This window comes from Psychrobacter aestuarii (assembly GCF_904846035.1).
Lineage (GTDB): Bacteria > Pseudomonadota > Gammaproteobacteria > Pseudomonadales > Moraxellaceae > Psychrobacter > Psychrobacter aestuarii.
Genome location: NZ_CAJGYT010000001.1, coordinates 310286 through 327455, shown reverse-complemented (window position 1 = coordinate 327455; position 17170 = coordinate 310286). Strand labels below are relative to the sequence as shown.

The 17170-nt window shown below is 47.9% G+C and carries 8 protein-coding genes and 1 CRISPR repeat array (1 of these 9 only partly in view); all 8 genes read right to left on the bottom strand.

Annotated elements, in window-relative coordinates:
- Positions 1–7208: a CRISPR direct-repeat array (repeat unit 32 nt; unit sequence GTTTCAATCCACGCACCCGCGATGGGTGCGAA); it reaches 1109 nt to the left of the window's first position.
- 251 nt (positions 7209–7459) lie between these two features.
- The 8 genes from cas2 to JMW05_RS01175 all read right to left on the bottom strand — a co-directional run bounded on the left by cas2 (position 7460) and on the right by JMW05_RS01175 (position 17125).
- Positions 7460–7750, bottom strand: a complete 291-nt coding sequence (cas2, locus tag JMW05_RS01210) for a CRISPR-associated endonuclease Cas2 (RefSeq protein WP_201505469.1) — start codon at positions 7748–7750, stop codon at positions 7460–7462.
- A gap of 31 nt (positions 7751–7781) precedes the next feature.
- Entirely contained in the window at positions 7782–8813 is a 1032-nt protein-coding gene (gene cas1c, locus JMW05_RS01205) for a type I-C CRISPR-associated endonuclease Cas1c (RefSeq protein ID WP_201503609.1), read from the bottom strand.
- Positions 8814–8880: 67 nt separating this feature from the next.
- On the bottom strand, positions 8881–9513 hold the full coding sequence (gene cas4, locus JMW05_RS01200) for a CRISPR-associated protein Cas4 (RefSeq protein WP_201503608.1): 633 nt from the start codon (positions 9511–9513) through the stop codon (positions 8881–8883).
- An 87-nt stretch (positions 9514–9600) separates the two neighbouring features.
- Positions 9601–10494 carry a type I-C CRISPR-associated protein Cas7/Csd2 gene (cas7c, locus tag JMW05_RS01195; RefSeq protein WP_201503607.1) on the bottom strand — a complete coding sequence of 298 codons (894 nt, stop codon included), beginning with the start codon at positions 10492–10494 and terminating at the stop codon, positions 9601–9603.
- Positions 10495–10551: 57 nt separating this feature from the next.
- Complete coding sequence (cas8c, locus tag JMW05_RS01190) at positions 10552–12606, bottom strand: type I-C CRISPR-associated protein Cas8c/Csd1 (protein ID WP_201503606.1); 2055 nt, start codon at positions 12604–12606, stop codon at positions 10552–10554.
- Positions 12603–13334 carry a type I-C CRISPR-associated protein Cas5c gene (gene cas5c / locus JMW05_RS01185; RefSeq protein ID WP_201503605.1) on the bottom strand — a complete coding sequence of 244 codons (732 nt, stop codon included), beginning with the start codon at positions 13332–13334 and terminating at the stop codon, positions 12603–12605. Before cas5c ends, cas8c begins: the two co-directional genes overlap by 4 nt.
- A 57-nt stretch (positions 13335–13391) precedes the next feature.
- Complete coding sequence (cas3, locus tag JMW05_RS01180; protein WP_201503604.1) at positions 13392–16007, bottom strand: CRISPR-associated helicase Cas3'; 2616 nt, start codon at positions 16005–16007, stop codon at positions 13392–13394.
- Between the two features lie 257 nt (positions 16008–16264).
- Positions 16265–17125 carry an EamA family transporter gene (locus JMW05_RS01175; RefSeq protein ID WP_201503603.1) on the bottom strand — a complete coding sequence of 287 codons (861 nt, stop codon included), beginning with the start codon at positions 17123–17125 and terminating at the stop codon, positions 16265–16267.
- Positions 17126–17170: the final 45 nt, after the last annotated feature.

Here is a 17170-nt window from a genome sequence, read left to right as displayed (position 1 = left end):
GCCCGGGGTTTCAATCCACGCACCCGCGATGGGTGCGAAAGACCTGCCCACTCGTTGGGCTTGCACTCAGGGCTGTTTCAATCCACGCACCCGCGATGGGTGCGAAATATACTGGTAAACGCCTGTCACGGCGCATCTGTGTTTCAATCCACGCACCCGCGATGGGTGCGAACAGCCGTCAGCACGTCTTGCGATTCGAGCGCCTGTTTCAATCCACGCACCCGCGATGGGTGCGAACACGACACGCACGCGGTCATGGATTGTTTGTTGGTTTCAATCCACGCACCCGCGATGGGTGCGAAGGTACTTACGGTGATGACACGCTTGATGGCAACGTTTCAATCCACGCACCCGCGATGGGTGCGAAAGAGGGCACCTTGCAAGATGCGATAAAGCCCTTGTTTCAATCCACGCACCCGCGATGGGTGCGAAGCTTCTCAGCGCCCGCGCGTGACTGCTCGGTACGTTTCAATCCACGCACCCGCGATGGGTGCGAAATCGCTTGTCGTGTTGACTGGCTCATACGTGGCAGTTTCAATCCACGCACCCGCGATGGGTGCGAATGATAAACCCCGATTAGAGCCTCGATATTAGCAAGTTTCAATCCACGCACCCGCGATGGGTGCGAAGCGATATGGTAACGCCGTTGTATACGGTAAAGGTGTTTCAATCCACGCACCCGCGATGGGTGCGAAGCTTCCAAAGGATTTCTACAGTGTAGGTTATGTCGGTTTCAATCCACGCACCCGCGATGGGTGCGAAGTTGTTCGAGCGTATTACTTCGCGTTGAGCGCCCAGTTTCAATCCACGCACCCGCGATGGGTGCGAAATGTGAAGTAGAAAATTGTACTGGACAATATGTAGTTTCAATCCACGCACCCGCGATGGGTGCGAAATGAGAACCAATCTGTAAGCCTGTCGGTTGTTTTGTTTCAATCCACGCACCCGCGATGGGTGCGAATCAACGCGTATCATATTTTCTTCGCGCTTTGCTGAGTTTCAATCCACGCACCCGCGATGGGTGCGAATGTTTACTATCCACTGTTAGGCACAATGACTGTCGTTTCAATCCACGCACCCGCGATGGGTGCGAACTTATACCCTCTGGCGCAGTTATCCATCACCTTAGTTTCAATCCACGCACCCGCGATGGGTGCGAAGCCAAAATATCGCGCTCGGTCATCTTGTATGCTTGGTTTCAATCCACGCACCCGCGATGGGTGCGAAACAGATACGCGATATCTTCTACCCTACCATTGAAGTTTCAATCCACGCACCCGCGATGGGTGCGAAATGAGAACCAATCTGTAAGCCTGTCGGTTGTTTTGTTTCAATCCACGCACCCGCGATGGGTGCGAATAAGTCGCGCACTTAATCCAAGCCTATGACGAGTTTCAATCCACGCACCCGCGATGGGTGCGAATTGTTGGGGTATGGTCAGAGCGTAGCGCTATTATTGTTTCAATCCACGCACCCGCGATGGGTGCGAAACTGTTGCGACTACAACTGCAACTTTTAAAGCATGTTTCAATCCACGCACCCGCGATGGGTGCGAACCATATTGTAAGTACCTGTGTTATCTGCAACGCAGTTTCAATCCACGCACCCGCGATGGGTGCGAAGCAGACTCAAAGTAAAAGCGTATCTGTCCGCCGTTTCAATCCACGCACCCGCGATGGGTGCGAACAAGGAATCTTTAAGAATATCTTAGATTATGCAAGGTTTCAATCCACGCACCCGCGATGGGTGCGAAGCATTAACTGAACTTTTACCTAATAATGAATCTGTTTCAATCTACGCACCCGCGATGGGTGCGAACAGCAATGTCGCCCGTCCAGCCTTTAACAACGATGTTTCAATCCACGCACCCGCGATGGGTGCGAATCAATATGGACGATGTAAACGACCAAAATTGTACGTTTCAATCCACGCACCCGCGATGGGTGCGAAATTGATGTTACTACGCTTTTGACTAATGATTTAGTTTCAATCCACGCACCCGCGATGGGTGCGAATCAAAACAGTTCGTTAAAGAATTCCGCGAACATGTTTCAATCCACGCACCCGCGATGGGTGCGAAGCTTTTTTTGTTGATCGTGCTTGTAGATGGCAAGTTTCAATCCACGCACCCGCGATGGGTGCGAAGCGCTTTGTATCTCAGCAATCTTTTTGCCAAGCTGTTTCAATCCACGCACCCGCGATGGGTGCGAAAATTAATATAAACTAAAATACAAATGAATATCCTAGTTTCAATCCACGCACCCGCGATGGGTGCGAATTTAGGGAGGCTCTAAAGAGACAATCTAAAAAGTTTCAATCCACGCACCCGCGATGGGTGCGAATGACGGAGGTCACGAGCTTAGAATCTTTGGCAGTTTCAATCCACGCACCCGCGATGGGTGCGAAAATATCAATATAAACTTAACTACTTTTGTTTACTCGTTTCAATCCACGCACCCGCGATGGGTGCGAAAAGAAAATTCGTCTTGCTGATATAGTCTTTGGGGTGTTTCAATCCACGCACCCGCGATGGGTGCGAAGGCTGGCGGTTTTGGCGCAGGTTTTGTTCGTATTGTTTCAATCCACGCACCCGCGATGGGTGCGAAGCATTCAATCTCAAGCGTGATACTGTAATGCTCGTTTCAATCCACGCACCCGCGATGGGTGCGAATTTAAGCACAGACAGCATAAACTCGACCGCGCAGTTTCAATCCACGCACCCGCGATGGGTGCGAAGCATAGACTCTGACCACTTGTCGTTGCTGCGCTGTTTCAATCCACGCACCCGCGATGGGTGCGAATATCATCGCGTATGTCATATGTATTCGATGATAAGCCGTTTCAATCCACGCACCCGCGATGGGTGCGAAGGGCTGTTAGAGAGGCGCTAAGGGGTATAGTTCTGTTTCAATCCACGCACCCGCGATGGGTGCGAACAGAATCTAAAGCTTTAGAAGCACCTAAGAGCCTAGTTTCAATCCACGCACCCGCGATGGGTGCGAAGTCTTAAATCTTGTTTATCTACTTTCCTTAGGTAGTTTCAATCCACGCACCCGCGATGGGTGCGAAGGGCTGTTAGAGAGGCGCTAAGGGGTATAGTTCTGTTTCAATCCACGCACCCGCGATGGGTGCGAACAGCTATATCTAGCGCTTGGGCTTCAATAACTGGTTTCAATCCACGCACCCGCGATGGGTGCGAAGGTAGCTGAAGCACAAAAGATAGTAGATAATGCAGTTTCAATCCACGCACCCGCGATGGGTGCGAAGTTATTAAAAGAGTGCCCATAGTAGGTGCTGTAACGTTTCAATCCACGCACCCGCGATGGGTGCGAATTACAGGTGTTATAGAAGTTTTGTAGGTGTACGTGTTTCAATCCACGCACCCGCGATGGGTGCGAATTTACATTTTACAGTTATAGGTTCTTTATACCCTGTTTCAATCCACGCACCCGCGATGGGTGCGAAAGATTTACTGTTTTTCTTAGCGATTAATAAAAAGTTTCAATCCACGCACCCGCGATGGGTGCGAAGCTAACTATAATAATGAGTTAAGACGTGTTAGGGTTTCAATCCACGCACCCGCGATGGGTGCGAAACACGATTTTAAAATGGTATGGGTCACTTTTCATGTTTCAATCCACGCACCCGCGATGGGTGCGAATCCATTATATCATTAGGTCTAAACTGTTAAGCAAGTTTCAATCCACGCACCCGCGATGGGTGCGAAGTAAAACGCCGACTGAAAAATATCACGCTGAAATCGTTTCAATCCACGCACCCGCGATGGGTGCGAATTTAGACTCTTTATCCTTTACTACATGATAGCTTCGGTTTCAATCCACGCACCCGCGATGGGTGCGAATATAAGTACACTGTATAGTACACTGTCGAAGACAGTTTCAATCCACGCACCCGCGATGGGTGCGAAGAACTTATACAGGCTTATATCAGTGGCTTAAAAGTTTCAATCCACGCACCCGCGATGGGTGCGAACAGGTGATTATAAAAGAGTTATAGAGCCGATAGTTTCAATCCACGCACCCGCGATGGGTGCGAACTACGCTTAGTCCATGAGATATAACGCTCTACACGTTTCAATCCACGCACCCGCGATGGGTGCGAAGGCATGGTGGCTGATGTCGGCATCATGAATGCTGATGTTTCAATCCACGCACCCGCGATGGGTGCGAACCATTTCCATCGCCAACCGTCCAATCAGCGATAAGTTTCAATCCACGCACCCGCGATGGGTGCGAAGTTCTTGGCTGCGCGGTCCCGTCCCAAAATAGGGTTTCAATCCACGCACCCGCGATGGGTGCGAAACCATGTCGTATGTGCCGTTACCTGTGAGTAGCTCGTTTCAATCCACGCACCCGCGATGGGTGCGAAAATAATCAGTGATAGTGAGGCGGCGAGTATAAGGTTTCAATCCACGCACCCGCGATGGGTGCGAAACGAGCCATCGCAACAGCATCACGCTCTGTATACGTTTCAATCCACGCACCCGCGATGGGTGCGAAGATAATTCTCCAAGACAAACCCAAGCATTGCGAGTTTCAATCCACGCACCCGCGATGGGTGCGAATATGTTTAAGTGTTTAGATAAGAAGTCCTGTACAGTTTCAATCCACGCACCCGCGATGGGTGCGAACTGTGGTTAGATTGTTTATAGAGCTTGTTAATGCTGTTTCAATCCACGCACCCGCGATGGGTGCGAACCCATACTGATTAGGTAAGGGTTAAAGCCCATGTTTCAATCCACGCACCCGCGATGGGTGCGAATTAGCCACACTCTTAGCGGCATCACCAAAGCCGTGTTTCAATCCACGCACCCGCGATGGGTGCGAACCGCAATCGTTTTACCGACACGGTTGCCCGCCATGTTTCAATCCACGCACCCGCGATGGGTGCGAAAAAGCTGGTCAACATCCATACAGCCAACCGCCTGTTTCAATCCACGCACCCGCGATGGGTGCGAAGACAGCACTATGCTGGTTGGCGTTTGGTCAGAGTTTCAATCCACGCACCCGCGATGGGTGCGAATTACATTACCTTGACCTGCTTTAGAGCTATCTAAGTTTCAATCCACGCACCCGCGATGGGTGCGAAAAGATGCACCTACAGCCAATGAAGGAGACGTTATAGTTTCAATCCACGCACCCGCGATGGGTGCGAACTCTTACGCTATTTATATCTAATTTATATTCTGTTTCAATCCACGCACCCGCGATGGGTGCGAACGTCAAGACCAGCTCGATAAAGACTGTCATGCACTGTTTCAATCCACGCACCCGCGATGGGTGCGAAAAGTGTTCAAATGGGTTAAAACGGCGTTCTAATGTTTCAATCCACGCACCCGCGATGGGTGCGAATGGAATAAGCAGGACGTATTTACTTCCATCTGGGTTTCAATCCACGCACCCGCGATGGGTGCGAATACCTGGTCTTGATGTGGTGACATACGACCCACAAGTTTCAATCCACGCACCCGCGATGGGTGCGAATCGCACCCGCCGAGGTATTTAGTGCTACATCAGCGTTTCAATCCACGCACCCGCGATGGGTGCGAATACGGTCGCTTATTTGTCCGACCCCACACAGTTGGTTTCAATCCACGCACCCGCGATGGGTGCGAAGACACTTTAAAAGCGCAGAAACAGGCGCTAGATTAGTTTCAATCCACGCACCCGCGATGGGTGCGAACGGCGGGTCAAGTGATATCACTTGTGCGTCATGTGTTTCAATCCACGCACCCGCGATGGGTGCGAAGCTCGCATTATTTTTACTAACCGCCAAACTGGAGTTTCAATCCACGCACCCGCGATGGGTGCGAAGCATAGACGCACTGCTAGCAAAATTTAGTCCGCACGTTTCAATCCACGCACCCGCGATGGGTGCGAATTTGCTCGATGGGTATAGCTTGTCGAGCATGGGTTTCAATCCACGCACCCGCGATGGGTGCGAATGTCATACAGTCGCGATGCAACTTGGCTTTCACGGTTTCAATCCACGCACCCGCGATGGGTGCGAATTAATCATGGTCCGCATCTTTTGCAGCTTGGTAGTTTCAATCCACGCACCCGCGATGGGTGCGAAAACATATCGAGATTAAAGACAATGCCACGATAGGGTTTCAATCCACGCACCCGCGATGGGTGCGAACTCTTTGGGACTTGTAGCTCAATGGTAGAGCAGCGTTTCAATCCACGCACCCGCGATGGGTGCGAAGGTGATTATGACTACCCGCAACACGAACATATCCGTTTCAATCCACGCACCCGCGATGGGTGCGAAAGTCATTAGGGCAGCAAGCCAAGCAAGCTATGACCGTTTCAATCCACGCACCCGCGATGGGTGCGAAGCCACATCGACCGTCCACCCTCGCCTTGCTTATGTTTCAATCCACGCACCCGCGATGGGTGCGAATTCGAGCTAGCCCATGCAGGTCAGATAGGAGAGGTTTCAATCCACGCACCCGCGATGGGTGCGAATGGCGTGAACCCTGATATCTTTGGTGACTTTTCAGTTTCAATCCACGCACCCGCGATGGGTGCGAAGCTGCGCGAGATCCATCATTAAAACCATTAGGTGTTTCAATCCACGCACCCGCGATGGGTGCGAACTGGACGTGATAACCAAACACCTGCAACAAGAACGTTTCAATCCACGCACCCGCGATGGGTGCGAAGGCAAATTCATGGGCGGCAACAACAACACGATGTTTCAATCCACGCACCCGCGATGGGTGCGAAACAGCAACTCACCGACCTGCCTGCGAGCATCGCGGTTTCAATCCACGCACCCGCGATGGGTGCGAAGTTATGAACATAATGGCAGACAACAGCACAGCAGTTTCAATCCACGCACCCGCGATGGGTGCGAAGCAGGCAGGCGCATTGTTTGCCATTGATGTTATGTTTCAATCCACGCACCCGCGATGGGTGCGAAGTTGTGTTTTGGCGAGAGTGCGTTTCTATACATGGTTTCAATCCACGCACCCGCGATGGGTGCGAAACCGCGGATAAAGAGCTGGCCAAGGCGCGTATCGTTTCAATCCACGCACCCGCGATGGGTGCGAAAAGAAGCCCAAGCGAAAGCTGACGCCGAAAAAGTTTCAATCCACGCACCCGCGATGGGTGCGAATTTAAAATACTCATGCTTAATAGATGATTTTGTGTTTCAATCCACGCACCCGCGATGGGTGCGAAAGCCCATTGTTTAACTGTTTGATAAATCAATGGTTAAAACCATAAATCCGCGAACAGCTGAATAATAGGCAAATTTGGCAAATATAGCACTTACCAAAATTTTCTTATAAAAAATAAAGTCATTAAAATCAAGTTGTTAAATAGCGTTATTGCATAATGCGAATCTACTGGGATTTTTATGTACGCTATAGGCTCGCATTGGACACATGACGACTGAGCCACGCCTCATCACACAAACTATATGATTACTGTTAAAACAATAAAACATCATTTAAGTCTAACACAGGTTTTGCGCCAATATGCTCGACTTTGTGCTGCCAGTTTTTACCCAAATAGTAGTAACGTAAGCTGTCTGTACTATGATTAATAATGTCTTCAAGAATTGCTCTTAGCCTTGTCCATTCAGCAGGATTGACTTCGATTTCAAATACAGAATATTGCACGCGCTGTCCATAATTTAGACAGTGCTTGGCGATATGACGTAGCCGCTTGGCACTGAGTTTATCTTTCGTGGCAATATCATAGGTAACCAATACCATCATCACACGTACTCCCTAATACTGATTCAAAGCTCTATTTCCATAAAAAAGGTACATAGGCATCGATATCCCCACGAATATGCCGCGCCATAATAGTCGCTTGCAGATGAGGCAGCAGCCCGAATGGTACCGTTTCTTCAAACCATTCATGATAAATGCTTTGCTGCTTACGCTCATGCCATGCTTTAAAAAATATCTGCCGCGACTGTTCTTTTAGATGTACTGCACCATTGACTTCTTGTTTAAAGTCGCTTGTACCGAGCTGGCGTTTGTTAATCAAAGATAAAACAAAGCGGTCAATCATCGGGCGAAACTCTTCAACCAAATCCAGTGCTAAAGAAGCGCGCCCTGGGCGCAACTGATGAAACATACCACAAGCAGGATCAAGTCCAATGGTTTCTAATGCGCTTCGGCACTCATGAGTCATCAAGGTATAAGAAAAGGACAATAAGGCATTCACCATATCCGTCGGCGGATTGCGCGTGCGCTTCTTAAACTCAAAGTCGGTATTACGAATAAAATGCGGAAATACACCAAAATAAATACTGGCCATCTCACCTTCACGGCCTAACAAATCAGGTAGGTTTTGCGCCGCAAGAATTTTATTGAGGCCATAGCCTAAGCGCTGTTGCGCTGCGTCCAAACTATTGATGATGGTTGCATCCAATTGTGCTTTATAATCACGCAAATAACGACGAATGACTTGGCGCTGGTTATGGACTTTTCCTAAGATGATGCTGTGACAAATTGGCTGAACCCGTTCAGGATTATCGCTAATACGGTATTGCTCACGGCGCAATAGCACGTTACCGCTAACAGCACCTTCGATACGGGCTTGAAATTTGCCATATTGGTTTAAATGCGTGATGGTAATGCCATTATCTGTACAGTGTGCCATGAGGGCAGGGGAGATGGACACTTGGCCAAAACAAACGAGCGCCTCAAGTTTGTGAATGGGCACGCGTCCTTTGACCTCATAATCAATGTTCATGACGATATTTTCGCCCTGCTTATTTAGCCATGCGCCTTGTGTTTGAATGAATAGGGTGTTTTTTAAGGGACGCATAATTTTCCTTGTTGATAAATAAGACAAATAGAAAAAGTTTTAATTTGGTCAATGATTATTAATCAGTTCAGTCATCATCACATATACTGTTTTTAATTTTTTTGGCGAGCCAAGTTGCTGCATTTTTATTAAAGATTGTAGGATGACAAATGTCTTTTAAGGAGCAGTTGCGGCATTTGCTGGTACTGTAGGTGGGCGGCGGGGTTTGTTTGCTGTCAATGATGTGGCGACACTCTTGAATGGCAGTTAACGTCAACTGTCTTAAGGTGTCGTCAAAGTCAACCAAATGCCGCCGCCGCGTTTTGCCATAAAACAGGGCGCCGCGAGGCACCGTGCAGCCGTGCATGTCTTCTAAACATAACGCTTGCGCGCAAAGCTGCACCTCATCGGCACGGTGCGATTTGGGTTTGCCGCGTTTATACTCGATAGGAAACGGTATCTGTGCGCCTGTATCATCGGTGTGATATTCAACCACATCAGCAACCCCCTCTAGGCCAAGTGCGCGATGCCCAAGCGGTAGCGTGCGTACGGTCTTTATGTTGCCACGCGTATCGTGTCCGCCACTGTTGACCTTTTCGTGCATGACTTGCCCTTCGGCAGTAAAGACATTCTCCGCCCACGCGCATTCAAGCTCAATCAGCGCAAACTGACGCGGACAAAATAAGTAATGCTGCAAGCGGGATAGGTAGAGGGTTTGCATTTGGGTCCGCCTTTTTAATTAAAAAGGTGAGCAAGCGCTTATAGTTTACGCCTGCTCAATATCTATGACGATACAGAAAATCAAGGATTAAAACCCTTCGATAATCTCAGGCTCTAATCCTGCTAAAGCTGATTTCAATGTGGCTTCATCAAACGCCCCATTATCGTCGAGCAATTCTTTTAAACTGCGATGCACCTTAGCAGATGAGTGTTGCCCTGATTTGCTGCTATGCTCCCACCAAATGACCTTTTTGACCTGCATACTGCCTTCAGGACGAGCAGAGGAAGCGTCACCTTCGAACAGCTTAGGGAGTATATCTTTGATCTTGTCGGCATCAGCATCACTAAAGCCTGTACGTTCAGCCAGTTGTGGCGTAATCGCACCATAAGTCACGTAGATGCCTTTATCTACGCGGTGTTTCATACCCATCGTATCGCTGCCTTTTTTCGTACCATCACCTTCACCACTGACGCTTTTGGTAATTTGGGTACTGGTGATATCGACAGGCTGTAAGCTAAAGGCCGATTGAATGCTGACGGGACCACGGATAGGAATAGAGACACCATCGGCATTCTTAGCATCCGCTTTAAAGGCAAACACTTGACCAAAGGCGCGTACATCGAACCATTTTTCACAAGCTTTTTGCGCTGTTTCATCACGTTTGGCTTCAATATTTTCTTTTTTGTTGGCTTCAAAGGCGTTTTTGCCTAAACCAACGTTTTCGTCATAAGCGCGATTTTTTAAGCTAGTCATGCCATCCGTTTTTTTCTCATCCGACTGTACAAAAATAGTTTCACCCGCTTCTTGTAGCCGGTCACGGATTTTGCGTTTTAGACACACGTCTGTGATTTCGCCATTCCCTGCAAAGTCAGTACGAGGACGGTTGCCGTTTAGGGGGTCGCCGTTTGGATTGGCATTATTCACTTCAATAATGATGGCAAAATCAATTTTATGGTTTAAGGTATTTTCGTTGGCGCTCATGAGGTTTCCTCTTATTTGTCATTAAAAAAAATAGGGTGTTGTTGGACACTGATTGGGTTATGCAGCATCGCTATCATTTTCTACTTCGGCTTTCGCGTGCTCTTTGTCTAATTTAAATTGCATTTTTTGGCTGTGATACCCTAATAGAAATTCTCCCGATAATGCTGAATCATCGGTAAAACGGTCGCTGGTAAACGCACTCATGATTTCATCAATCAGCTGCTGTTTTTTAGCCAAGTAGCCGCCACGATTGGACTTTAGGCGGTTTTCATAAGGCTTTAGTGCCAGCTCAATGTTGCGCCATGTGGTAAAAGGTCGATTGGCGAACTGTTGCATATAGCGCTGGGCGGTGGTGTTGCGCTTTTCTCCAGCGACATATAGCGCGAGGCTTTCGATATCTTCAGCAACTGCCAATAAACGTCCATATAAATAGTCTCTGCTGGTAAGCTCAGGTTGTAGTGCCACGGTATAGCTCCTTTTTTTATTGTCTGATTGTCTTAAATAATAGCCACGGTATAAGGCACATGCCGTACTTAGCGCTTGTTCCCACTCCCAACGCTCAAGTGCCAGCGGGTTACAAGCGCGTTTGATGCACAGCTCGACCAGCTGTCTAGGAAGGCAGCGTGCTTCTCCCTCAACGATACAGGGCAATACTTGAGCGACCACTTGTTTTTTTAGCGCATCGGACAGCCGTGCGCCATAGGCGACCTGTGCAATCTGCTTTGGGGTAGGCGATTGAATACCCAGTCGTTGTTGGTTGCTGTCATCATCTCTATAAGTGTGATACCACGCAAACTGCGTATACCATGTCTGTAAGGCATCTATATACTGACTGGGCATACTTTCATGGTAGTACGTCATCGCCATACGTCCAGGGGTAGCGGCCTCTAAGGTGATAATAGAGATTTGCTGATGCTCGGGCAGTTGTTGGCGGTAGCCTTGTAAGGTATTGCGTAAATGCGTGGCAAAGCGATAACCCAAGTCGTTGCTATGCTGAAACGTAGGTTCTGTGCCTGCTGCCTCATCTTCATATTCTTCAAAGTTATCATCGTCATCGTCATCGTCGTTGCCAGATGTCTTAGCTGCGTCTAGTACGTTCAGCGGTGCGGCGACGCTGGTTGGTTGCGGCACTTCGATACCTGATATTGACCATGCGACGATGGCTTGTCCCGCTTCTTCGCGTCCTTGCCGCGACAGCAGCCACGATAGCGCGGCGTGCGCCTTTTCGGTGACCACGGCGCTAATACCCGCTGCCTGCATACCTGTTGTATCGGTAAAGCGTCCGCGAAACGTGTAGCCTGTCGCATCATTAGCAGAGATGAGTTTGGCATTGGTTGCGCTGCGCAAAATGCGGTTGGGGTGCTTGCTGGCGAGCGGACTGGTGCCGCCAGTGATGTAACAAAAGCCATCGGTACTGTCTAAAGTGGCGTAGAACTGCTGCCATGCGGCAAACAAGCTGTCATCACGCCATGTCTCGGTGACGTGCTGAGTAGGGGTGTCTAAACTACTGGCAATGACATTCCACGCGATAAAGGCTGCCCCTTGATCGAAGACGCCTTTGTTTTTATTGAGTGCTGATAAAATACTATCGGGATAATCACTGGCTTGTTCAGGGTAGGCAAGCTTGCTTTTGTCATCAGGGTCAACAATCAAAACATGAGCGTCGATTAAATCTTTGACCAGCGTACCTTTTTTGACGTAAGTTAAGACGGCTTGTGCTTTGGAGTGAACGTATTGTGATTCGCACCAACTACTTAATAACTCCAAATAGGGTTGATGAAAGTCTCGTTTGGGGTTAACAGCATACCCTTCAAAATAATCACCAGCTACATACTGGACTTTATCAGATAATGGATGAGGTGGAGGTATTTGTCCTGAACGTGTGGCAGAGTCATTGGTCGCAGGAATGGCAAGGTATTTTGATTTAACTTTGCCATTGCCATCGCGGCACACCTCAGCACGGACAAAGTCACCTTTGTCATTAATGGTGACGATAATTTGCACGTTTTGATTGACATGATAATAAGGCATCAGCTTCTGGTCTTGCGCTTGGATGTCGGCGTTTTGACTGGCGGCTTCATAGGTTTGGTAAAGTCGTTGTAACCAGCTCATAAAGAGGCCTCCGTCTGACTTACTGACTGTATATTGTTATCAAGCGCAAAGTCTTTGGCACTCATATTGCGAACAAAGCGGCTTGGCATCCCGTTTTGGGCATCTAGTGTTAAGTTGTCTGTAGGCTTTGGAAAATCAATAATGCCAAAGCGCATAACAGCTTGCCAAAATCGGCTGTGCAGTGCATCCAAACCTGTCTCATCAGGATAAGCAAAACTATGAAACATCAAGCCATAACCCAGCTCATCAACGTCATCATAAGCACCTTTACCGCTACCAAACTCGCAAGGCTCGACATAGCCTTGGCACTCGCGTGTACCCAAAAATATATCTTGGCGTCCGCCTTTATCCAGCATGCGCTGAGCAATACTGTAATGTTTGCCATCGATACGATCCGCTTCAAGCTCTGGACGGTGCATGTTCCATTCAAAATGTGCCTGTACTTGATAGGCGACATCATGCAAATAAGTGTAATACGCCAAATCGTTACCGCTTTCATTAAACTTAATCGGCTTGACGCCTTTGGTCTGTGTACGAATAGGATTGATAACGCGCACTCTGTCGATATACCAGATGATGGAGGGCTTCCAGTAGATAGACTTACAAACTCCTTTTAACGCCTCATAAGTTGGCAGGTGATAGCTGGTTTTTTCACCACCAATACGGGTGATGGGGTCGGTAAACAGGGCATGACGCCCTGTGAGTAAAAAGTCAATTTGGTTTTTCACGGTTTCTCCTTTTGCTTTGTATTCTGATATGGTGCGATGCGTGTTTGCATGACTGTCCTAAAACGCCAATAAATCCAATTCACTCGTTCCTTCAAGATTAAGTCCCATTTGTGCGTCATAAAATGCCTCAGATAAGATGAAAATACCTGTATCTCTGACGGTATGTAACGCGCCTACGGTAAACAGAGCGTCAAAAGTATGCGCGAAGACATTGATACTGTATTGCTGCGCGTCTCTCACCAACTGATAGAAGTGGCTGTCATTCACGCTTGTATTGCAAAGGGCACTAATCAAGTGCCGTCCTTTCTCAAGATACGGCACAATAATGGCTTTGGTTGGTGCGTCAATGGCTTTGAATGTGCGCCCTGCGTCCATAAAGGACTGCCAAAGCTGCGGAAATTGCTCAGCTTGATGCCGCTGCGTATTGTTATTGTTAGTCAATGGATTGGTGCTGTTACTGCTCAGCCAGTTATATAAGGTTTCTGTGCCTGTAGACTTGCCTCTACTGTCTTTAATGGGGTATGCCATTTCTTTGATGCCGTGCTCGGTCTGATAGTAGTGATGGAAAAACTGCTGCATGATGTCGGGGTGTAGCAAATGTACATCGCCATACGTGTTATGCGCCCATTGGGACAGAATATTGCTCATAATGGCCTTGCCTTGAGCGATGGTGGGCAGTTTATTCAGGTTTTCGCTCTCTGGACATATGATAAATACTTGCCCTTTGACAGAGGCCCCTTGGTCGTCACGCATCTCGCCATGACGGTTACAGCGTCCCGCCGCCTGCGCGATACTGTCAAGCCCTGCCAAAAAGCGTACTACGGAACGAAACGACACATCCACACCAGCTTCAATCAGTTGGGTTGAAATCACTAAAGTCGGTAAGCCTTGTTTTAAACGGTGTCTAATTTGGTCTAATAAATCTTTACGATGGCGAGCGCATTGGGACGTACTCAAATGATATAGCTCGTCTTCGGGTACGGTTTCTGATAGTTTCTGATAAAGCTGACTGGCCCACACCTTAGTATTAACGATGACTAAAGTGCTGCTAAATTTAGCAAAATTGTCGCTAGCATAATTTGTCAAACCATCTAAATCTTGAGGTTTTTCAGTATGGTCATGAATATCAACGCGCTGCAAGGTATCGAACAGGTTATGTAGCTGAGCGCGCTCGCCAATAATTTCGGTAGCAGGGTTCAAGCTGCCATTATGTGCTATCGGTAAGTTGTCCAGTACGGGTTGGGTGGCGGTACATAGCACAGCAGTAGCGCTGGCGTGGGTGGTCAAAAAGTTGAGCGCGCTACAAAATAGATAGTAGCAATTCATTGGTAAAGTCTGTATCTCATCAAAAATGAGCACCGCACGGCTTAACTGATGCAAGCGTCTGACGCCCTTAGTGCCGCCGCCAAAGCAGCTTTCCAAAAACTGTACCATGGTGGTAAATACAATGGGTGCATTCCAATTATCCATAATCAGCTTGCTTTGCCACGTTTGTACCTCGGGCTCGAGGTTTGAGTGTTGTTCTAACACCCACTGACCATCAAAGATACCGTCAGAGCCTTCTTCTTCCAAAATTTTGCGCACTTCAGTAGCGTTTTGTTCAATAATACTGGTGAAAGGAATAATATAGACAATGCGCTCAAGGTTATGGCGCTTGGCATGTTGCACAGCAAAGCGCAGGCTGGCGAGTGTCTTGCCGCCCCCTGTCGGTACGGTTAGGGTAAAAATACCTTGGTCAGACTGTGCAGCGTGTAGGCAAGTTTGGGCGATATGGTTGCGCTGTTCATTGATTGGGTTTGGCGGGCTTTGCTCTGCTTTATCAGCGAAGCCTTGATAGAGGGTTTCGACTTTATCTATCGCGATTTGCCAGTCTGCGCGTTTGCAATCTAAAAGATGAGCTTGGTTTGGGTGTTCGAAGGCGATGCTATTGCTACGGTCAGCATCAATCAAACAGCTAAACAGCAAGCGGGTCAAAAACCCCAAATAAAAGTCTTTTTGCTTGTCCGTGGCGCGACTATCCGTCATGATTTTTTTAACAATGCTTTGAAACTCTTTAAGCGTGTCTTTTTTAAAGCTGCCGCCCAATTGCGCAAACAGCTGCTCTTGTTGTGCATGCTCTAGTGCTTGGGTATAGTGCGTTTTTTCTTCAGGTTTGTTTTTGCGTTCAGATAAATAAGGTTGGGTATTTTGTCCGACGATATTAATTAGACCGCTATGATGCGATGCCACGCAAATGAACAGCATATCCGCTAAAAGCTGTCCTTCATAACGGCGGATTTTTTGTTGACTATGTGCTTGTATATAGCTTGAGCTCAATTTCTTAAACTGCTCATTAAGATAAATAGCACCTGCTGTGGAGTGGTCCACTGAGCCGCGTTTGGGTTTGCTGTCTAGTAACAGTCCTGCTTCTTCATCTTCGTCCAAATGCTGATACTTATCATATGCGACACTTTTTTTAAGGTACTCTTGAAATGCTGTACTGTATTTGCCAAGGTCATGTACCAGCCCAATCAGCTCACCTGATAATGGCAGGCCAATCTTAGCAGCTAATGCTTTAGCAATAGCTGCTGTACCTGTTAAGTGGTCATAGAGTGGTTGCTCTGCGCCGTCAGACTGACGTACATGAGCAATAAACGTGCAATATAAATGCGCATCGTCCCTTAATAAAGTCATAAAAAACTCGTGGTGAAAATTGATGGCAAATGTTGGATTCTAAGATAACAATAGATGAGTAATTGGATTATGACAAGTAGGTAGATACCACATACGACATCTCATGTCATAGGTAAGCAAACTAAAGTGTAAATAAATGTTTTATAATATAGTTCTGTATATCTATAAAGCGTGTTATCGGCTAAGCCTTTGCCCGATTATATTAAAAAAACCAAGGTGTGATGCCTTGGTTTTTTATTATTAAATTTAAGAAAAGACTAAGCCGATTTACGCATTAATAAAACCAAACCTGCCAGCACCAGTCCTGCGCCTACTATTTCTATCGTACTTAGCGTCTCATCATAAAACAGCCCACCAAAAAACACCCCAAATATCGGTACAAGCAGAGTATACGGTGCAACAACCGACAAGCCATAACGGCTGATAAGATGCGTCCACACGCCATAGCCAAACAGCGTAACGATACCTGCTTGAAAGAGCACCGAGACGATGCCTTGATAATTGTCGATAGTGATAAACGTGTGCCAATCTAGCGGATAAAACAGCGCATAAACCGCCGACAATACCACGATGGGCACAGGCACAAACACACTTGACCACACGGTAAAGCTGATGACGTTTTTGGGTTTACTGTGTTTAATAATGACGTTACACACCGTCCAGCATACCGCCGCCAACAATACCAAGCCCATGCCAAGCGCGCTTGGCTGCTGAATCTGCGGCAGACATATCGTGATAAAGCCAATAAAAGCAATGATAATGCCCAAAATTTGCACGCGTGATAAACGCTCGCCAAAGCCAAACACCGCGACAAGTACGGTCAAAAACGGACTGAGCTGTAGCAATAAAGACGCCATGCCCGCAGGCGTGCCTAGCGCTATCGCCAAGTTGGTCAAGCACCACACCCCGCTACCGAACAGCACGCCATATATGACGACATAGCGCATGGGGACATCAGGTTTTTTAATAAAAAAGACAAGCGGCACAGCGGTCAATAAAAAGCGCAGCGCGGTCATGGTCATCGGATGCATTGCCTCCATGCCCCAGCGAATGACAATAAAGTTAAAACCCCATATAAAGACCACCAAAAAGGCGAGTGCGTGCGCGGTGCGGGTCATGGTTTTTCCTTACGATAGTGTTTTTCTTATTTTTATTAGTATTCG

What these genes read in the sequence shown, in the direction of transcription:
- cas2 (WP_201505469.1), bottom strand. Translation starts at nt 7,750, where the DNA reads ATGATGGTATTGGTTACCTATGATATTGCCACGAAAGATAAACTCAGT.
- cas1c (WP_201503609.1), bottom strand. Translation starts at nt 8,813, where the DNA reads ATGCGTCCCTTAAAAAACACCCTATTCATTCAAACACAAGGCGCATGG.
- cas4 (WP_201503608.1), bottom strand. Translation starts at nt 9,513, where the DNA reads ATGCAAACCCTCTACCTATCCCGCTTGCAGCATTACTTATTTTGTCCG.
- cas7c (WP_201503607.1), bottom strand. Translation starts at nt 10,494, where the DNA reads ATGAGCGCCAACGAAAATACCTTAAACCATAAAATTGATTTTGCCATC.
- cas8c (WP_201503606.1), bottom strand. Translation starts at nt 12,606, where the DNA reads ATGAGCTGGTTACAACGACTTTACCAAACCTATGAAGCCGCCAGTCAA.
- cas3 (WP_201503604.1), bottom strand. Translation starts at nt 16,007, where the DNA reads ATGACTTTATTAAGGGACGATGCGCATTTATATTGCACGTTTATTGCT.
- JMW05_RS01175 (WP_201503603.1), bottom strand. Translation starts at nt 17,125, where the DNA reads ATGACCCGCACCGCGCACGCACTCGCCTTTTTGGTGGTCTTTATATGG.